This window comes from Saccharopolyspora cebuensis (genome assembly GCF_039542665.1).
Lineage (GTDB): Bacteria > Actinomycetota > Actinomycetes > Mycobacteriales > Pseudonocardiaceae > Saccharopolyspora > Saccharopolyspora cebuensis.
The window spans coordinates 70,644-85,613 of record NZ_BAABII010000010.1 but is presented as its reverse complement, the minus strand read 5'-3'; the positions used below and the strand labels follow the sequence as shown (position 1 = coordinate 85,613).

The 14,970-nt window shown below is 71.7% G+C and carries 15 protein-coding genes; 5 read left to right on the top strand and 10 right to left on the bottom strand.

All coding sequences use genetic code 11. The annotated features are described in order from the left end of the window. The first annotated feature begins 257 nt into the window (after positions 1-257). Both ABD976_RS14920 and ABD976_RS14915 read left to right on the top strand, forming a co-directional pair. A complete protein-coding gene (locus ABD976_RS14920; RefSeq protein ID WP_345363404.1) occupies positions 258-917 on the top strand; it encodes a TetR/AcrR family transcriptional regulator in 660 nt (219 codons plus the stop codon). Beyond that, positions 914-2,053, top strand: coding sequence for an acyltransferase family protein (locus ABD976_RS14915; RefSeq protein WP_345363402.1), 1,140 nt, complete (start codon positions 914-916; stop codon positions 2,051-2,053). The genes ABD976_RS14920 and ABD976_RS14915 overlap by 4 nt, the downstream gene beginning before the upstream one ends. Before the next feature lie 58 nt (positions 2,054-2,111). Here ABD976_RS14915 and ABD976_RS14910 read toward each other — a convergent pair whose 3' ends face one another. The 5 genes from ABD976_RS14910 to ABD976_RS14890 form a co-directional block, all read right to left on the bottom strand. Next, positions 2,112-3,179: an ABC transporter ATP-binding protein gene (locus ABD976_RS14910; RefSeq protein WP_345363400.1), complete on the bottom strand. Its 1,068-nt coding sequence runs from the start codon at positions 3,177-3,179 to the stop codon at positions 2,112-2,114. Continuing rightward, positions 3,167-4,039: a nitrilase-related carbon-nitrogen hydrolase gene (locus ABD976_RS14905; protein WP_345363398.1), complete on the bottom strand. Its 873-nt coding sequence runs from the start codon at positions 4,037-4,039 to the stop codon at positions 3,167-3,169. The genes ABD976_RS14910 and ABD976_RS14905 overlap by 13 nt, the downstream gene beginning before the upstream one ends. Positions 4,040-4,043: 4 nt before the next feature. Then, positions 4,044-5,210, bottom strand: a complete 1,167-nt coding sequence (locus ABD976_RS14900; RefSeq protein WP_345363395.1) for a cupin domain-containing protein — start codon at positions 5,208-5,210, stop codon at positions 4,044-4,046. 26 nt (positions 5,211-5,236) lie between these two features. Next, positions 5,237-6,232 carry a nuclear transport factor 2 family protein gene (locus ABD976_RS14895; RefSeq protein ID WP_345363393.1) on the bottom strand — a complete coding sequence of 332 codons (996 nt, stop codon included), beginning with the start codon at positions 6,230-6,232 and terminating at the stop codon, positions 5,237-5,239. Between the two features lie 89 nt (positions 6,233-6,321). Continuing rightward, the gene (locus tag ABD976_RS14890; protein WP_345363391.1) at positions 6,322-7,317 is read right to left on the bottom strand and encodes a LacI family DNA-binding transcriptional regulator; all 996 of its coding nucleotides are present in this window, start codon (positions 7,315-7,317) and stop codon (positions 6,322-6,324) included. 129 nt (positions 7,318-7,446) lie between these two features. On the opposite strand from ABD976_RS14890, the gene ABD976_RS14885 reads away from it, so the two are divergent. Genes ABD976_RS14885 through ABD976_RS14875 form a run of 3 tightly spaced genes read left to right on the top strand, consistent with a single transcriptional unit; the run spans position 7,447 to position 9,121 of the window. Next, entirely contained in the window at positions 7,447-7,638 is a 192-nt protein-coding gene (locus ABD976_RS14885; RefSeq protein ID WP_345363389.1) for a hypothetical protein, read from the top strand. Beyond that, a complete protein-coding gene (locus tag ABD976_RS14880; protein ID WP_345363387.1) occupies positions 7,635-8,396 on the top strand; it encodes an SDR family NAD(P)-dependent oxidoreductase in 762 nt (253 codons plus the stop codon). The genes ABD976_RS14885 and ABD976_RS14880 overlap by 4 nt, the downstream gene beginning before the upstream one ends. Continuing rightward, positions 8,393-9,121 carry an HpcH/HpaI aldolase family protein gene (locus ABD976_RS14875; RefSeq protein ID WP_345363385.1) on the top strand — a complete coding sequence of 243 codons (729 nt, stop codon included), beginning with the start codon at positions 8,393-8,395 and terminating at the stop codon, positions 9,119-9,121. Before ABD976_RS14880 ends, ABD976_RS14875 begins: the two co-directional genes overlap by 4 nt. Before the next feature lie 229 nt (positions 9,122-9,350). Here the strand turns inward: ABD976_RS14875 and ABD976_RS14870 are convergent, their stop codons facing one another. The 5 genes from ABD976_RS14870 to hisD are packed head-to-tail and all read right to left on the bottom strand — an operon-like array spanning position 9,351 to position 14,501. Then, positions 9,351-10,052, bottom strand: a complete 702-nt coding sequence (locus ABD976_RS14870) for an alpha/beta fold hydrolase (RefSeq protein ID WP_345363383.1) — start codon at positions 10,050-10,052, stop codon at positions 9,351-9,353. 2 nt (positions 10,053-10,054) lie between these two features. Then, positions 10,055-10,918, bottom strand: coding sequence for a carbohydrate ABC transporter permease (locus ABD976_RS14865; protein WP_345363381.1), 864 nt, complete (start codon positions 10,916-10,918; stop codon positions 10,055-10,057). Further along, positions 10,915-11,781: a carbohydrate ABC transporter permease gene (locus ABD976_RS14860; protein WP_345363379.1), complete on the bottom strand. Its 867-nt coding sequence runs from the start codon at positions 11,779-11,781 to the stop codon at positions 10,915-10,917. The genes ABD976_RS14865 and ABD976_RS14860 overlap by 4 nt, the downstream gene beginning before the upstream one ends. 46 nt (positions 11,782-11,827) lie before the next feature. Next, a complete protein-coding gene (locus ABD976_RS14855) occupies positions 11,828-13,138 on the bottom strand; it encodes an ABC transporter substrate-binding protein (RefSeq protein WP_345363377.1) in 1,311 nt (436 codons plus the stop codon). Positions 13,139-13,181: 43 nt separating this feature from the next. Continuing rightward, complete coding sequence (gene hisD / locus ABD976_RS14850) at positions 13,182-14,501, bottom strand: histidinol dehydrogenase (RefSeq protein WP_345363375.1); 1,320 nt, start codon at positions 14,499-14,501, stop codon at positions 13,182-13,184. Positions 14,502-14,970 lie beyond the last annotated feature (469 nt).

Below are 14,970 nucleotides of genomic sequence, written 5' to 3'. Positions count from 1 at the left end.
GGCCCGCGCCGGTCGGCGCTCCTCGCGCGCGGGCCACCGACCGCGCCCCGCGGGCCTCCCCGATCGCAGGCGGGGACCCACAGCCGGAGGGCGCATTCGCCAACGCCAGCGCACCCCGGTCACCGGCGGTGGGCTGGTCGTTCCGCTCCCCGACGCGCCAGCCGACGAGGCCCGTCACGCACCTCCAGACGCCCCGGCTATCACCGGCTGAACAGGAACAATAGCCAATTCCCCACCGCTCGGACTATGCTCTGACCGTGCGGTCAGACAACAAGCCGACCGGTCAGGACGGCCAGACGACGCGGCGGCGGACCTTCACCGAGAACGCCCGCCGGGCGCAGATCATCGACTGCGCCATCGAGGTCCTCTGCGAACTGGGCTACGGCGGCGCCTCGCTGAGCCGGATCGCCGAACAGGCGGGCGTGAGCAAGGGCGTCGTGCTGTACCACTTCGCAGGCAAGGCGGAACTGATCGAGGAGATCGTGCGCGACGTCTTCGCCCGCGGCGAGCACTACGCACACCGCGAGTGGTTCGATCACCTGGACGACGACGCGGGCGCCTGGGTCCTGCTGCGGACCTACCTGCGGAGCCACCTGGGCTACATCGCCGGCCACCCGCACGAACTGCAGGCCGTGGTGGAGATCATCCGCAGCTATCGCGACGACGAAGGCCGTCACGTCTTCGACTCGGCGTGGGCCGCGCAGATGCTCGCACCCCTCGAATCGATCTGCCGCCAGGGCCAGGAAGCGGGCGAGTTCCGCGCCTTCGACCCGCACGTCATGGCGATCTCGGTGCGGCGCGCGATCGACGGGTTCATGTACGAACTCCTCGCGCATCCGGACCTCGACACCACCGCCTACATCGCAGAAGTCATCGACCTGTTCGACCACGCCACCCGAGCAGAGGACGCCCGATGAACGTCATCCCGGTCGCCGCGCCCGCGCGCGCACGAGTCCACTTCGTCGACAACCTCCGCGTGTACCTGACCTTCGTCGTCGTGATCCACCACGTGGCGTTCGCCTACGGCGACATCGGCGGGTGGCCGAACGGACCGCAACAGGCGCGGCCGGACGCGTTCACGGGGCTGCTGGACCTGCTGGCCATGCTGAACCAGACGTTCTTCATGGGCATGTTCTTCCTGCTGTCCGGATACGTCAGCCCGCGATCCTTGGACCGCAAGGGACCGAGGCGTTTCGCGGTCGATCGCCTGCGACGGCTGGGCGTCCCGTTGCTGATCTACTACCTGCTGCTGCGCCCGCTGTTCACGCTGCCGATCTACCTGGACATCCCGGCCGCCGACCAGCCGCCGTACTGGCGCTTCTACCTCACCGAACTCGATCCCGGCATCGCCTGGTTCCTCGCCGTGCTGCTCCTCTTCGCACTCGCCTACGCCGCCTTCGGCGGGTCCCGTCCCACGGACCCTCCTGCCCGGCCGCCCGGCACCGGCGCCGCTGCGGGACCGCGCTCCGCGCACGTGGTGGCGTTCGCCATCGGCCTCGGGGGCATCAGCTGGCTGTGGCGCTTGGTCGTGCCGTACGGCGCGGAGGTCCTCGAATTGCCGAGCCTCTTCTACCTGCCGCAGTACATCGCCCTGTTCGTCGTGGGCATCTGCGCGTACCGCTACGGCTGGCTCGCGAGCCTCCGCCCGCGCACCGGACTGCTCGGCGCAGCGCTGCTGGCCGCGTCGCTGGTGCCCATGGTGCTCGGCGGGTACGAAGTGCTCACCGAATCCCCACCGCCGCCCACCGACGTCGCCCAGCTCAGCTTCGCCCTGTGGGACGCGTTGTTCGCCACCGGGACGATCCTCGTCCTGCTGCGCACCTTCCAGCGGTTCGTCGACGTCACCGGCCGAATGGCACGATTTCTGTCCGACCAGGCACTCGCCGTCTACGTCCTGCACGGGCCGGTCATCGTCGGCGTGGTGGCGGTCCTGGAAGGGATCGACACGACCGCGGTCGCGAAGTTCGCCATCGCGCTCCCCGTCGGCATGGTGCTGAGCTGGACCGCCGCAGCGCTGGTCCGCAAGCTGCCCGGCGCGCGTTCCGCGTTGTGAACGGACGCGGTAACCCGCGCGATAGGTCGACCGGCGCGCACCCGTGGCGCGATCCCGGTCAGCCCAGCCGGCGACTTCCCCCGTCGAACAGGTGGACCCGCTCCGGGTCGGGTGCCACGTGCACGATGGCGCCGCGGGCCGGGGACTGCCGCCCGTTCACCCGGGACACCACCTGGTGCTCGGTACCGTCGAGGCGGGCGCGGCCGTAGACGTACGCGTCCGCGCCGAGCTCCTCGACGAGGTCGACCTCGAGCGGAAGGCCGTCGTGGGCGAGCCGCAGGTCCTCCGGCCGGACGCCGACGGTCACGGTCGGCCCCGCGTCGCGCATCGCGTCCCGTTCCACCGGCACGTCGATCCCGCCGAGCCGGACGCCGTCGCCGGTCACCGGCACGGTCAGCAGGTTCATCGCCGGAGAGCCCACGAAGCCGGCGACGAACGTGTTGGCCGGACGGTCGTAGAGCTCCCCCGGCGCGGCGCACTGCTGCAGCAGCCCGTCCTTCACGACCGCCACCCGGTCGCCCATCGTCATCGCCTCGACCTGGTCGTGCGTGACGTACACGGTGGTGACGCCGAGCCGCCGCTGCAGCGACGCGATCTGCGTGCGGGTCTGGACGCGCAATCGGGCGTCGAGGTTGGACAGCGGTTCGTCCATCAGGAAGGCCTGCGGCTGGCGGACGATCGCCCGGCCCATCGCCACCCGCTGGCGTTGCCCGCCCGAGAGCCCCCGGGGCTTGCGGTCGAGGTAGGGCGCCAGGTCGAGGCCCCGGGCCGCCTCGGCGACCCGGCGGGCGATCTCCGACTTCGGTGTCCCCGCCATCTTCAGCGCGAAACCCATGTTCGCGGCCACCGACATGTGGGGGTAGAGCGCGTAGTTCTGGAACACCATCGCGATGTCGCGCTCCTCGGGCGCAACGCGCGTGACGTCCCGGTCGCCGATCCGGATGCGTCCGCCGTCGATGTCCTCCAGCCCGGCGAGCATCCGCAGCGAGGTGGTCTTCCCGCAGCCGGAGGGCCCGACCAGCACCAGGAACTCGCCGTCGGCGACGTCGAGGTCGAGGGCATCGACGGCGGGCCGGGAGGAACCCGGGTACCGCCGGGTCACCGCGTCGTAGGTCACGCCGGCCATGGGGGTGCTCCTTCCGGGGAGGGGACGGTCTCGCGGTAGAGGTCGGGCCTGCGGTCGTGCACGGCGTGGTTGCGCGGGCCGAGGCGCTTGTCCCGCGCCTCGGCCGGATCCAGCACGGCGAGCACCGCCCCGGGCTCCTCCACCGGTGGCTCACCGGGTCCCGCCAGCAGGTGCCCGTCGGCCCGGCAGACGATGCCCGCGCCGAACCAGTCCACGCCGCGCTCGGTGCCGCAGCGGTCGGCGGCGACGACGTGCACGCGGTAGGTCCCGGCGACCGCCCGCACCTTCGCCACCTCGAGCGGGTGCTGGCCGCCCGGGGTGGGGCGCGAGGGCCAGTTCACCGGGGCAGCGACGATCTCGGCCCCGGCCTCGGCGGCGCCGCGCACCCACTCCGGGAACTCCAGGTCGTAGCAGACCATCGGGGCGATCCGGCCGACCGCGGTCGACACCACCGGCGGCGGCGCGGACCCCGCGGCGAACAGCTCCCGCTCCCGGTCCCACAGGTGGACCTTGCGGTAGGAAGTGCGCAGCCGCCCGCCCTCGACGACGACCGCGCTGCTGAACACCCGTCCGTCCGGGCCGAGCTCGGCGACCCCGGCCACGAGCACGCACTCCAGCTCCGCCGTCAGCCGGGCGAACCGTTCGACGGTCGGCCCGTCGAGCGGTTCCGCGGCCGACCGCGCCTCGGTGGCGTCGGCGAAGGCGTACCCGCAGACGGCGAGTTCCGGCAGCACGACCAGCCGCGCCCCACCGGCGACCGCCTCGCGCACCGCGCGATCGGCGATCCCCGGGTCGGGGGCGTCGATCCGCGCCGGAATCCGGCACGCGGCGGCCACGACCCGCCCTGCCGCGATCGCCACTTCCTCAGTCGTCCTCGGTCGCGAAGGCCAGCACCGAGGCTGGCGCGAGGTAGCCGTCCGCGTCGAGCACCCGGCCACGCTGCCGAGCTCCGGCGACCACCTCGTCGCTCCACTCCGGACGGACGCGCCCGTCGCCGCCGGTGACGACCACCAGCTCCCCGGTGCCCGGGGTCGCGGCGCGGCCCGGCCCGGCGTCGAGCAGCGTGATCGAGTGCCACGCACCGGGGGGCACCGACAGCATGTCCCGCGGTCCGAGCTCGACGGTGCGCTCGTCGTCACCGGTGTTCAGCCGGACCGACCAGCGTCCCGCCTTCGCGGCGAGGACTTGGGTCGCGTCGTGCCGGTGGGTCAGCACGCCCTCGCCCGGCTCGGCGCGCAGCCAGGCCAGGCTGAAGCCGTGCGGCTCGCCGAGGTGCGGCGCCGCGGCGCGGTGCTCGACCGTGCCGTAACCGATCACCGGGCTGAGCTGGGCGGCACCGGAGGGCAGTCGCGAGCACAGGTAGGGCTCCTCGACCCAGGTGCGGTCCTCCTCGGCTACGACCCGGCCGCGGAACTGCTCGGCCGTGTACACGTCGAGCTCGTCGATCTCCGCCTGGGCCATCGGCCGGATCAGCGCGACATCGCCGGGGAGTTCGTCCCCGGCGACCGTGTCGATCAGCCGGTTGTCCGCTGTGAGGTAGAGGCCGTGCCCGGCCGCCTCCTCCAAGACCGCGGGACCCCAGATGATGCCGCCGGGGTCATCACGGCCGAGGACGGTGAGCAGGATCCCCTCGTCCGGGCCGACGTTGGTGAACCCGCGGAAGATCCACGGCGGGACCGAGACGACGTCGCCGTCGGTGCTGCGGTACTCGCCCTGGGTCCCGTCCGGGCCCCACCTCAGCTGGTAGTCACCACCGAAGTTGATGAACACCTCTGCGGTGAAGTGCAGGTGCAGGCTGTTCGTGGTGCCGTTCGGCATGCCCGCCGCACCGAGGTTGAACCCGTGCGGCTCGCGCAGGTTCACGTGCTGCGAGGCGTTCTGGGTGACCCCGGGGCCGATGAAGGAGTAGTTGTCCTTCCGGTCCGAGCCGGGCGTGCGGCAGTCGATGAACGCGGCCTTGCACGGAACCCAGTCCGCGTGTCGGACGGTGCGACGGACGATCTCGTCCGGACCGACCACGGTATCGCGCATGTCAGTGCTCCAGAGCTGAAGAGTGATCAGTAGATGTTGGTGTCGGTGAACTCGCCGGTGCGGCCGGCGTCGATCTGGGCGCGCAGGGCGATCTCGTCGAAGACGCGGACCTCGCGCACGATGCGGCCGTCCTGCACCAGGAACTGCGAGACGCCGAGGAGCTCGACCTCGCCGCCGGTGAGCGGGCCGTAGGCCGGGGTTCCGCGGTAGGTCCCACGCATCACCCAGGTCACCGCGATCCGCAATCCGGCGTAGCGCTCGGCGTGGTGGGTCTGGACGTCGCGGACCGAGAACCGGGCGTCCGGGAACGGGGCGACGAGCGCGAGCAGGTCGCGCTGGTAGCCGTCCGGGCGGATGACGGTCTGGTCGCCGACGGTGTGCAGGAACAGGTCGCGGTGCATGTAGTCGGTGACCTTGTGGTAGCGCCGGGCGTTCCAGACCTCGTCGAGGAACTCCAGCACCATCTCGCACTCCGGCCGGAAGTCGTCCGGACGCGGGCCGCTGTCCCCCACGGCGAGCACGTCCTCGGGGGGCGCCTCGGTCATCGAACCCCGGTAGCCCCGGAACCGCTGCTCCCGCGCCACCTCGGCCGGGTCGAGGCCGCGCTGCAGGCAGTCCGCGAGTTCGTCGCGCACCACCCACTCCTCCACCATCCTCCCGCGCCGGTAGAGGCAGTTGGCGATGGTGCGCTTGCGGATCCGCTTCACGACACCGCCGACCAGGATCTCGTCAGCGGAGAACACCAGGTGGGAGCTGAGGAACGCGTCATCGCCGCGGGCCTCCCAGACCACGTCCTCGGCCTGGCCGACGTGCTGCGGGGTCTCTGCGATGCGCATCAGGCTTCCCTCGATCACGCCGTCGCGCCCGATCACCGTGCCGAGACCGCCGTGCACGATCGAATCCGGTTCGTAGTTGTCGACGATGTAGGAGACGTCACGCTGCACCCAGATCCGGTCGGTCACTTCACGGATGAAGTCGTCCGGATCGGAGTAGGGCTCGTACGCGACTGGGTCGAGGGCCATGGCCGTCCTTCCTCACGGTGTCCGTGCTTCGACTGTATGCGTATGCACAAACGGGCACAAGGCCGCGGCGGCTTCCGCTTCGGAAGGGCTCAGGTCCGGGGAGCGGACACCGTGGAGCGGGCGACGTAGTGCGTCGGGTACACGATGTGCGCCGTCTCGGCGTCCGGTTCCCGCAGGCGGGCCACGACCAGCCGCGCCGACTCCCGGGCGACCTCGTCGAGGTCGTAGGCGATCGTGCTCAGCCGGACCAACGCCCACCGGGAGGTGGGCAGGTCGTCGAAGCCGACCACGGAGGTGTGCTCGGGCACCGGAACCCCGGACTCCGCCGCGGCGTTCAGCACGCCGAGCGCGACGACGTCGTTGCCGCACAGCACGAGAGTCGGTCCGCCGGCCCGTTCGCGCAGCGTGCGGAACCCGTCCCGCCCGGTGTCGAAGTCGAACGGGCCGTGCAGGACATCGCGCTGCGCGAGCCCCAGGCCGTGCTCGTCCAGCACCTCGCGGACGACCTGTTCCCGCAACTCACCGGTGCTGGTGTTGCGCGGCCCGAAGATCGCCCCGATCCGGGTGTGGCCGAGCCGGACGGCCTCGGCGACGATCTCGCGGACCCCGGTCTCCGGATCCACCGTCACCGCGTCGGCCCGCACGCCGGGGGCGACCCGGTTCAGGTAGACGAACGGCACTCCGCGGTCGCGCAGCCTGGCCGGCTGGACCGAGTCCACCGTGGTCGTCGACAGCACGACTCCCGCCAGGCCGTGCGCCGCCACCCGCTCCGGCAGCGGGGCGCTGGCCGCCGACTCGGTGATCAGCACGAGCTCGTGACCGAGGCGCTCGAGCTCGTCGTGCAGCGGAGCGATCATGTTCGCGTAGAACTGGTTCTCCAGGTCCGCGACGACCAGCCCGATCCGGTTCGACCGGCCCACCGACAGCGCCCGGCCGATCGCGTTCGTCGAGTACCCGAGCGCGCGCGCCGCCTCGCGGACCTTGCGCTTGGTCGCTTCCGACACCCGCGGGTGGTCGGTCAGCGCCCGCGAGACCGTCGGCTGCGAAACTCCGGCGAGCCTCGCCACGTCGCGACTGGTGACCATCTCCACCCTCCTGAACCGGTTGCCCAGCCTAACGCCCCGCCGGACCCCCCTTGACAGCGACGCGCCGCCGCCGTTCACTGCGAAACTGTAAGCGCATACGTATGTTACGCGTGGCCAGGAGAGGGCGGTATGGCGCAAGAGATCAAGAGGGCGTCGGGTTCGACCCCGAGACGGAGCGACGCGCGCGTCGCGGAGCGGGTCCGGGAGATCATCGATGGCGTCCGGCCGCGCGGGGACGAGGCCGTGCGGGAATTCCCGGCACGGTTCGACGGCTGGGAACCGGAGACGTTGTCCGCCGAGCGGACGGCGGCCCGGTCATGAGCGGGCCGCTCGCGGGACGCACCGCGCTGGTTACCGGCGGCGGCAGCGGGCTCGGCGCGTCGATGGCCTCGCACCTCGCCCGGTCCGGGGCCCGGGTCGTGCTGGTCGGGCGGCGGGCCGAGGCGCTGGCCGCGACCGCCGGACGGATCGGGCCGGCCACGCGGGCCGAGGTGTGCGACGTCGCCGACCCGGCCGCCGTCGACGACCTGGCCGCGCGGCTGGCCGACGAAGAGATCTCGATCGTGATCAACAACGCCGGTATCGCCGGCCCGGTCGCTCCGCTGGTCGAGGTCTCGCCCGAGGAGTGGGACGAGGTGTTCGCGGTCAACGTGCGCGGCACGTACCTGGTGTGCCGGGCGTTCCTGCCGGCCATGGTCGAGCGGGGCACCGGTGACGTGATCAACGTGGCGTCGGTGTCCGGGAAGCGGCCGCTGACCCGGCGGACGCCCTACTGCGCGTCGAAGATGGCGGTGCTCGGCCTGACCTCGACCCTCGCGTTCGAGGCCGGCCCCGCCGGGGTGCGGGTGAACGCGTTGTCCCCCGGGCCGGTCGAAGGCGACCGGATGGACCGCAACTTCGCCCTCGAGGCGCAGCGGTCCGGGACCGACGTGGCAACCGCCCGGACCGCGTTCGTCGGCCGGGCCGCGCTCGGCCGGATGATCACCGAGGACGAGGTGGGTGCTGCCGTGGTCGCCATGCTGGAGATGCCCGGGCTGTCCGGTGCCGACGTCGACCTGTCCGCGGGGATGGTCGCGTGAGGGCGCAACTGGCCGCTGGGAAGCGGCTCACCGGAGCGCTGTTGCGGATGCCCTGCGAGGAGATCGTCGAGATGCTCGCCGTCGCCGGGCTGGACTTCGTGCTGATCGACTGCGAGCACGGCCCGGCCGACGTCGGATCGCTGCGCACCCACATCGCGTTCGCCGACGCGCACGGCCTGGCTGTGCTCGTCCGGCCCGGTCAGGACGAGCACCACCTTGCCCAGCGGGCGCTCGACCAGGGCGCGCGCGGGATCATCGCCCCGCACGTGGAGGACGCGGCGCAGGCCGCGGACCTCGCCCGTGCGCTGCGGTACCCGCCGCACGGCACCCGCGGTTTCGCGACCTACCCGCGCGCGGGCCGGTTCGGTGCCGTGACCGCCGAGGAGCACCGCGCCGCCGCCGACGACGTCGTGGTGCTGGCGATGCTGGAGTCGACGAGCGCGATCGGTCGGGCCGGCGAGATCGTCGCGGTGGACGGCATCGACGGCTACCTGGTCGGCGTCGCCGATCTCGGGGCCTCCCGGGCCGGGGCGGACCCGACCGTCCCCGAACTGCTCGCGGCCGTGCACGGCGACCCGGCCGTGCGGGGAGCGGTCCGGGCCGACCTGGCCGGATCCGCGGAGGAGGCGGCGGCGTCCTTCGCCGACGGCGCGCAGATCGTCGCCTACAACCTCACCGCGGTGATGATGGCTTCGTTCCGCGAGCTGGCCGCGGCCACGGGCTGAAGGCCGCTCCGGCAGGACCCGCCCCGCTACGCGGCGGGCCGTGGCCCGGGTTCCCGGGTCACGGCCCGCCGCGTCACGTCCGCTGGAGCGCTCGCCCGTGCGACCGCGGGTCACCGAACCGCGGTGCGCACCGGCACGCGGGCGACACCCGGTCCGGCGCATCCAACCCGACCGGCCTGCTCACCGCCCCTTCGGCACCGGCTCCGGCGCCGCGGTGCGGCCCGGGACCTCACCCGCTCCGGCGGTCGGCGGACCGCTCGAGCCCGCGCACCTCCGCAAGCCACTCCCCCAGCAACGCGGCGACGATGTCCGGTGCCTCCATCGGCAGCAGGTGACCGGTGTCCGGCACCACGTGCAACTGGGCTCCCGGGACCAGGTCCGCGATCTCGGAATGCCGCTCGACCGGGCAGAGCCGGTCCCGTTCTCCCGCGATCACCAGGGTCGGAACCGCGACCGAGGGGAGCGCCGGACGCTCGTCGACCCGGGTGCCCTGCAGCCGAAGCTGCGCGGCGAGGGTCCGCTCGCCCACCTCGTCGGCCATCCGCAGCGCGCGGTCGGCCGACGTCCGGTCGTGCAGCAGCAGGTCCAGCGGCTGCAGCTCCCGCGCGGTGGCCCCGTCAGCGAGGCGGGCGAGTTGGGCGTCCCAGGCAGCGTGCTGCTCAGGGGTCGGCGGGCGGGCGTTCGTCGCCATCAGGCACAGCCCGGCCACCCGTTCCGGTACGTGCCGGGTCAGCGCCATCGCGACGATCCCGCCCAGGCTCAGCCCGGCCAGGGCGAACCGCTCCGGCAGCGCGTCGCGCAGGGCGTCGAGCTGCGTGGCGAGCCCGGGGCGGTCGAGCACGCCGTGCACCGCCCCCGCTCCGGCCGGACCCCAGAGCCGGGCCGAGCAGTTCATCCCCGGCAGCAGGACCAAGGGCAGCTCGCCGGGCACCCTCAGCCCTTGACCGAGCCGGCGCCGAGCCCGGCCACCAGGTAGCGCTGGGCTATGAAGGCGAAGCCGATCACCGGCAGCGTGAGCAGGATCGCCGCGGCGCCGGACTGCTGGAGCATCGGCAACGTCTGGCCGAGCTGCGTGGCGATGAACACCGGGACGGTCCTGGCCACGACGTCGGTCAGCACGTTCGCGGTGAGGTACTCCTGGAACGCGAACAGGAACATGAAGATCCCCGCGGTGAGGATCCCCGGTCCCATCAGCGGCACCATCACCCGCCGCAGGGTCTGGAAGCGACTGCATCCGTCGAGCATCGCGGCTTCGTCGAGCTCCTTCGGGATCTCGGCGAAGAAGTTCCGCAGCAACCAGATCGAGAACGGCTGGTTGATCGCGACCAGTGCGGCGGCCACGGCGAAGGACGTGTCGTAGACCCCCAGCGCCCGGGAGATGTCGTACATCGGCAGCACGACGGCGAACCGAGGCAGCGCGCGGAAGACCAGGGCCGCGATCAGCAGCGCGACCGACACCCAGCCGGGGAACCGGGACAGCGCGTACGCGGCCGGGATCCCGATGACCAGCGCGACCACCGTGCTGATCAGCGCGACGACCACGGTGTTCAGCAGGTACCGGTAGAACTCGGTGGTCTGCCACAGGTCGACGAACGCGGTGAACGTCGGCTGCCAGGTGAACACGGGCGGGTCGAGGAACGCGACGTCGGTCGGCTTGATCACCGACATCGCCGTCCAGATCACCGGGCTGAGCATCACCCAGCAGATGACCAGCAGCAGACCCCCGATCAGGACGGTGCGGCCGCGGTGACGACGGCGGACGGGGCCGGTCGCAGACGGGGACTGCACGGTGCTCACTGGCGCGCCTCCTTGGCCATGTCCCGGATGAAGGGCGAGAGCAGCAGCACGATCAGGACGATGAGCAGCACGTTCACCGCGCTGCCGAGTCCGAGCTGCTGACCGCCGTCCTGGAAGGCGATGTTGTAGATGTAGAGCATGATCGACTCGTTGCCGATCTGCGGCGCCTGCGGGGATAGCGGTACCAGCTGGTCGAAGGTCCGCAGCACGTCCATGATCGAGATGATCGAGACGAAGGAGAGGACGCCGCGGAGGGACGGCACGATGACGTACCAGTGCACCCGCCAGCCGGTCGCGCCGTCGATCCGGGCGGCCTCCACGACCTCCTCGGAGACGCCCTGCAGCCCGGCGAGGATCACCAGCATCGCGAACGGCAGCATGAACCAGACGGTGTTGAGCACGATCATGACCCGGTTCGCCCAGGTTTCGGTGAACCAGAGGACCTCTTGCCCGGTGAGGTTCGTGATCAGGTAGTTCACGACGCCACCGAAGTTCGAGTCGAACAGCCAGGAGAACATCGTGGCGCCGACGACGTTCGGGACCACGTAGGACACCAGCAGCATGCCGAGCACCCACGGGCGCGACCGCCCGAGCCCGTTCACCAGGACGGCGAGCACGTACCCGCCGACCAGCAGCAGCGCGACCACCGCCACCGTCAGGCCGACGGTGAACAGCACCGCGCGGCCGAGCCGCGGGTCGGTCAGGGCCTGGGCGTAGTTGTCCAGGCCGAGGAACGTGCCGGGCTCGCCGTAGTTCACGCGCTTCAGGCTCCACTCCACGGTCTTGTAGAGCGGGAACACCAACAGGCCGAGCATCACCAGCAGGCTCGGGGAGACCAAGCCGAAGAACTCGCGCCTCCGCATGATCACCTCACCTCGCTCTCGTGGGTGGGACCAGGTTCGGGAGGGGTCAGCGCCGGTACTCGGCGACGATCGCGGTCGCGATCTCCTGCATCCGCCGCTGACCGTCCCGGACGGAAGTCCGCCCGGAGATGACATCGGCGACGATCGGGGTGGTCGCGGTGCTGATCCGCGACGTCCAGGGGTAGGGCTCGGGCGGGGACGCCTTGCCGACCGACTCCAGCTGGGCCTCGGCGAACGGACTGCTGTCCGGACCGACCATGCCTTCCCGGGCCGGGAACGCGCCGGGCACCGCCGCCTTCGACGACTCCGGCCCGACCGCGGCCGAGATCAGCTGGAACAGCAGATCCTTGTCCACGTCGGTGTTCTCCGGGATCGCCCACCCGTCGACCGACAGCGTGTTGTAGAGGACGTCGCCACCGGCCACCGACGGCGGCGGCGCGAACGCGAAGTCCGCGGCGAACCGGCTGTTCTCCGGCTCCGTGAGGTCCTTCATCCGACCGCTGAACATGATCGACATCGCTGCGGAGCCGTTGTACATCTGCTGCTGGACGGCGGGCTGCGCGAACGTCGTCACCTGCGGGTCCATGTAGGGCAGCAGCGACCGGAGCTGCTCGAAGGCTTCGGCGGCCTGCGGGGTGTCGAAGTTCGGGCGCCCGGTCTCCCGGTCGACGTAGTCGGTCCCCAGCGACCCCAGCGCCGCGTCGTACGCAGTCGCGATGTCCGAACTCGCCAGCAACGGCAGTGCCAGCGGATAGCGGATACCACCGTCGCGCTGGATCCGGGCCGCAACGTCGCGGAGCTCGGCGAAGGTCCGCGGCGGGCGCAGGCCGAGCCGGTCGAAGACGTCCTCGCGGTAGGCCATGACGAACATCTGGGCCTGCATCGGGATCGCGTACAGCTCGCCGCCGTAGGACAGCGCTTCGCGCATCTCCGGGTTGAGCTGATGCAATCCGAACCGCTCACCGTGCCGGTCGACCAGATCGTCGAGCGGGTGCAGCTTGCCGCTCGACGCGTACTGCGGGACGACCAGGCCGTAGGTCTCCAGCACGTCGTAGGTTCCGTAGCGACCGGCAAGGGTGGCGACCGTCTTCTGCGACTGCCCCGCGTAGTCGATCGGCTCGTGGTGCAGCGTGACGCCGTCCTTCGAGCAGCTGCGCACCATCGAGTTGGTGAACGGATCGATCGCCGAGGAGTTGTAGGCCAGGACGTTCACGTCGACGCTCTCGCGCGGCGGCGGGAAGTCGCACGGCACGAGGGTCGCGGTGGCCGCCGGGGTCCGGGATCCGGCACCGCACCCGGCCAGCAGGAGGGCCATCACCACCGCCAGAGCGGTCGCGACCGGGCGCCGTGCGCGCATCCTGCCTCCCTCTCCGTTGAGGTACATACGCATGCCTTGCGGGTCAGCCGCGCAGCGCGGACAGCCGGAGCTGGGCGCTGTCCCGGTGCGCCACCAGCTGCTCGAAGTCGGACACGGTGACCGTGGGCTCGGCCTGGGCGCGGGTCGCGTCCCGGGACGCGCGCTGGTAGGTCAACTGCTTGAGGAAACCCGCCACCGACAGGCCGCCGGAGTACCGGGCTCCCCGCGCGGTCGGCAGCACGTGGTTGGTCCCGGACATGCCCTTGTCCGCGTAGACCACGGTCGACCAGGGCCCGAGGAACAGCGACCCGTAGTTGCGCAGCCGGTCGAGCCACCAGTCGAGGTCGTCGGCGATCACCTCGAGGTGCTCCGGCGCGAGGGCGTCCATGATCCGGGCGACGGTCTCCCGGTCCTCGGCGAGGTAGACGGTGCCGTGGTCGCGCCACGCCGCACCCGCGATCTCGGCGGTGGCCAGGCCGGCGAGCTGCCTTTCGATCTCCCGCGGCACCTCCTCGGCCAGTCGCTCGGAGGTGGTGGCCAGCGATGCCGGGGAGGTCGGCCCGTGCTCGGCCTGGGCCAGCAGGTCGGCGGCGACGACGGCGGCGTCCGCGGTGTCGTCGGCGATCACCGCGACCTCGGACGGGCCTGCCAGCACATCGATCCCGACCCGGCCGTAGAGCTGGCGCTTCGCCTCCGCGACATAGGCGTTGCCCGCACCGACGACCATGTCCGAGGGAGTGCCGTCGAGCAGCCCGAACGCCATCGCGGCGAGCGCCTGCACACCGCCCACCGCGTACACCGACTCGGCGCCGCTGACCCGGGCCGCGTAGAGGACGGCCGGGTGCGGACGGCCGGCCCGCGAGGGCGGGGTCGCCGCGACGATGTTCGGCACGCCCGCGACGCCCGCCACCCCGACCGTCATGAAGGCGCTGGCCAGCAGCGGGAATCGCCCGGCGGGCAGGTAGGCACCGACGTTCTCGACCGGGACGAAGCGCTGGCCGCAGACGACCCCCGGCAGCACCTCTTCCTCGAAGTCCTGCAACCGCGCGCGCTGCATCTCCGCGAACCGCCGGGTCCGCTCCGCACCGGCATCGAGGGCCGCGCGCAGGTCGGCCGGGAGTTCATCACCGGACCTGACCAGCTCCGCCGCACCGACCTCCAGGTCGTCACCGACGAACCCGTCGAGCTCCCGGGCGTAGCGCAGCACGGCGTCCACGCCGCCGGACTCGATCGCGCTGAGCATCTCCGAGACCCGCGCGACGAGGGCCGGATCCCGCCGGTCCGGGGTCTCCGCGGTGGCCGCTTCCTTGACCGCCCGAATCGGGGAACCGATGCGCCGGATGTCCGCTTCGCTCAAGTGCATACGCATACACTAGAAGTTGGCGGGGCACCTGACAAGGCCGCAGATATCGCGAATTCCACCGGCTGCGCCGTCGCTGCGACCGCGCAGCCGGTGCCGCCGCGAGTACAGCTCCTCCCCTTGACCCGGGCTTCGAGCGACTTCTTGGCGTTGTTGTTGATCAGATCGCACAGCTAATGATCGCCTTCCCGCTTCGCCCAACGCACCGTCTTGATGGACTGCATCGGCGTGGGATGGAGCGCTGTCCCCTTTCGGCGGGACCGAAGTGCTCGGGCACGAGGTCGGCCTCGCGCAGCTGGGTGTAGATGTTGTCGGCCACCTGCCTCGGGCTGAGCACGCCCTGCTCGACCGAGCCGCACTGGCGACCATGGACCCGAAGAACTTGGCGAAACCATCGTGGTCCGGCCAGTGCAGACGCAGGCGGGCACGAGTACGGCGGTGAGGACGAGCGTGCGCAGCGGCAGGGCGAGCT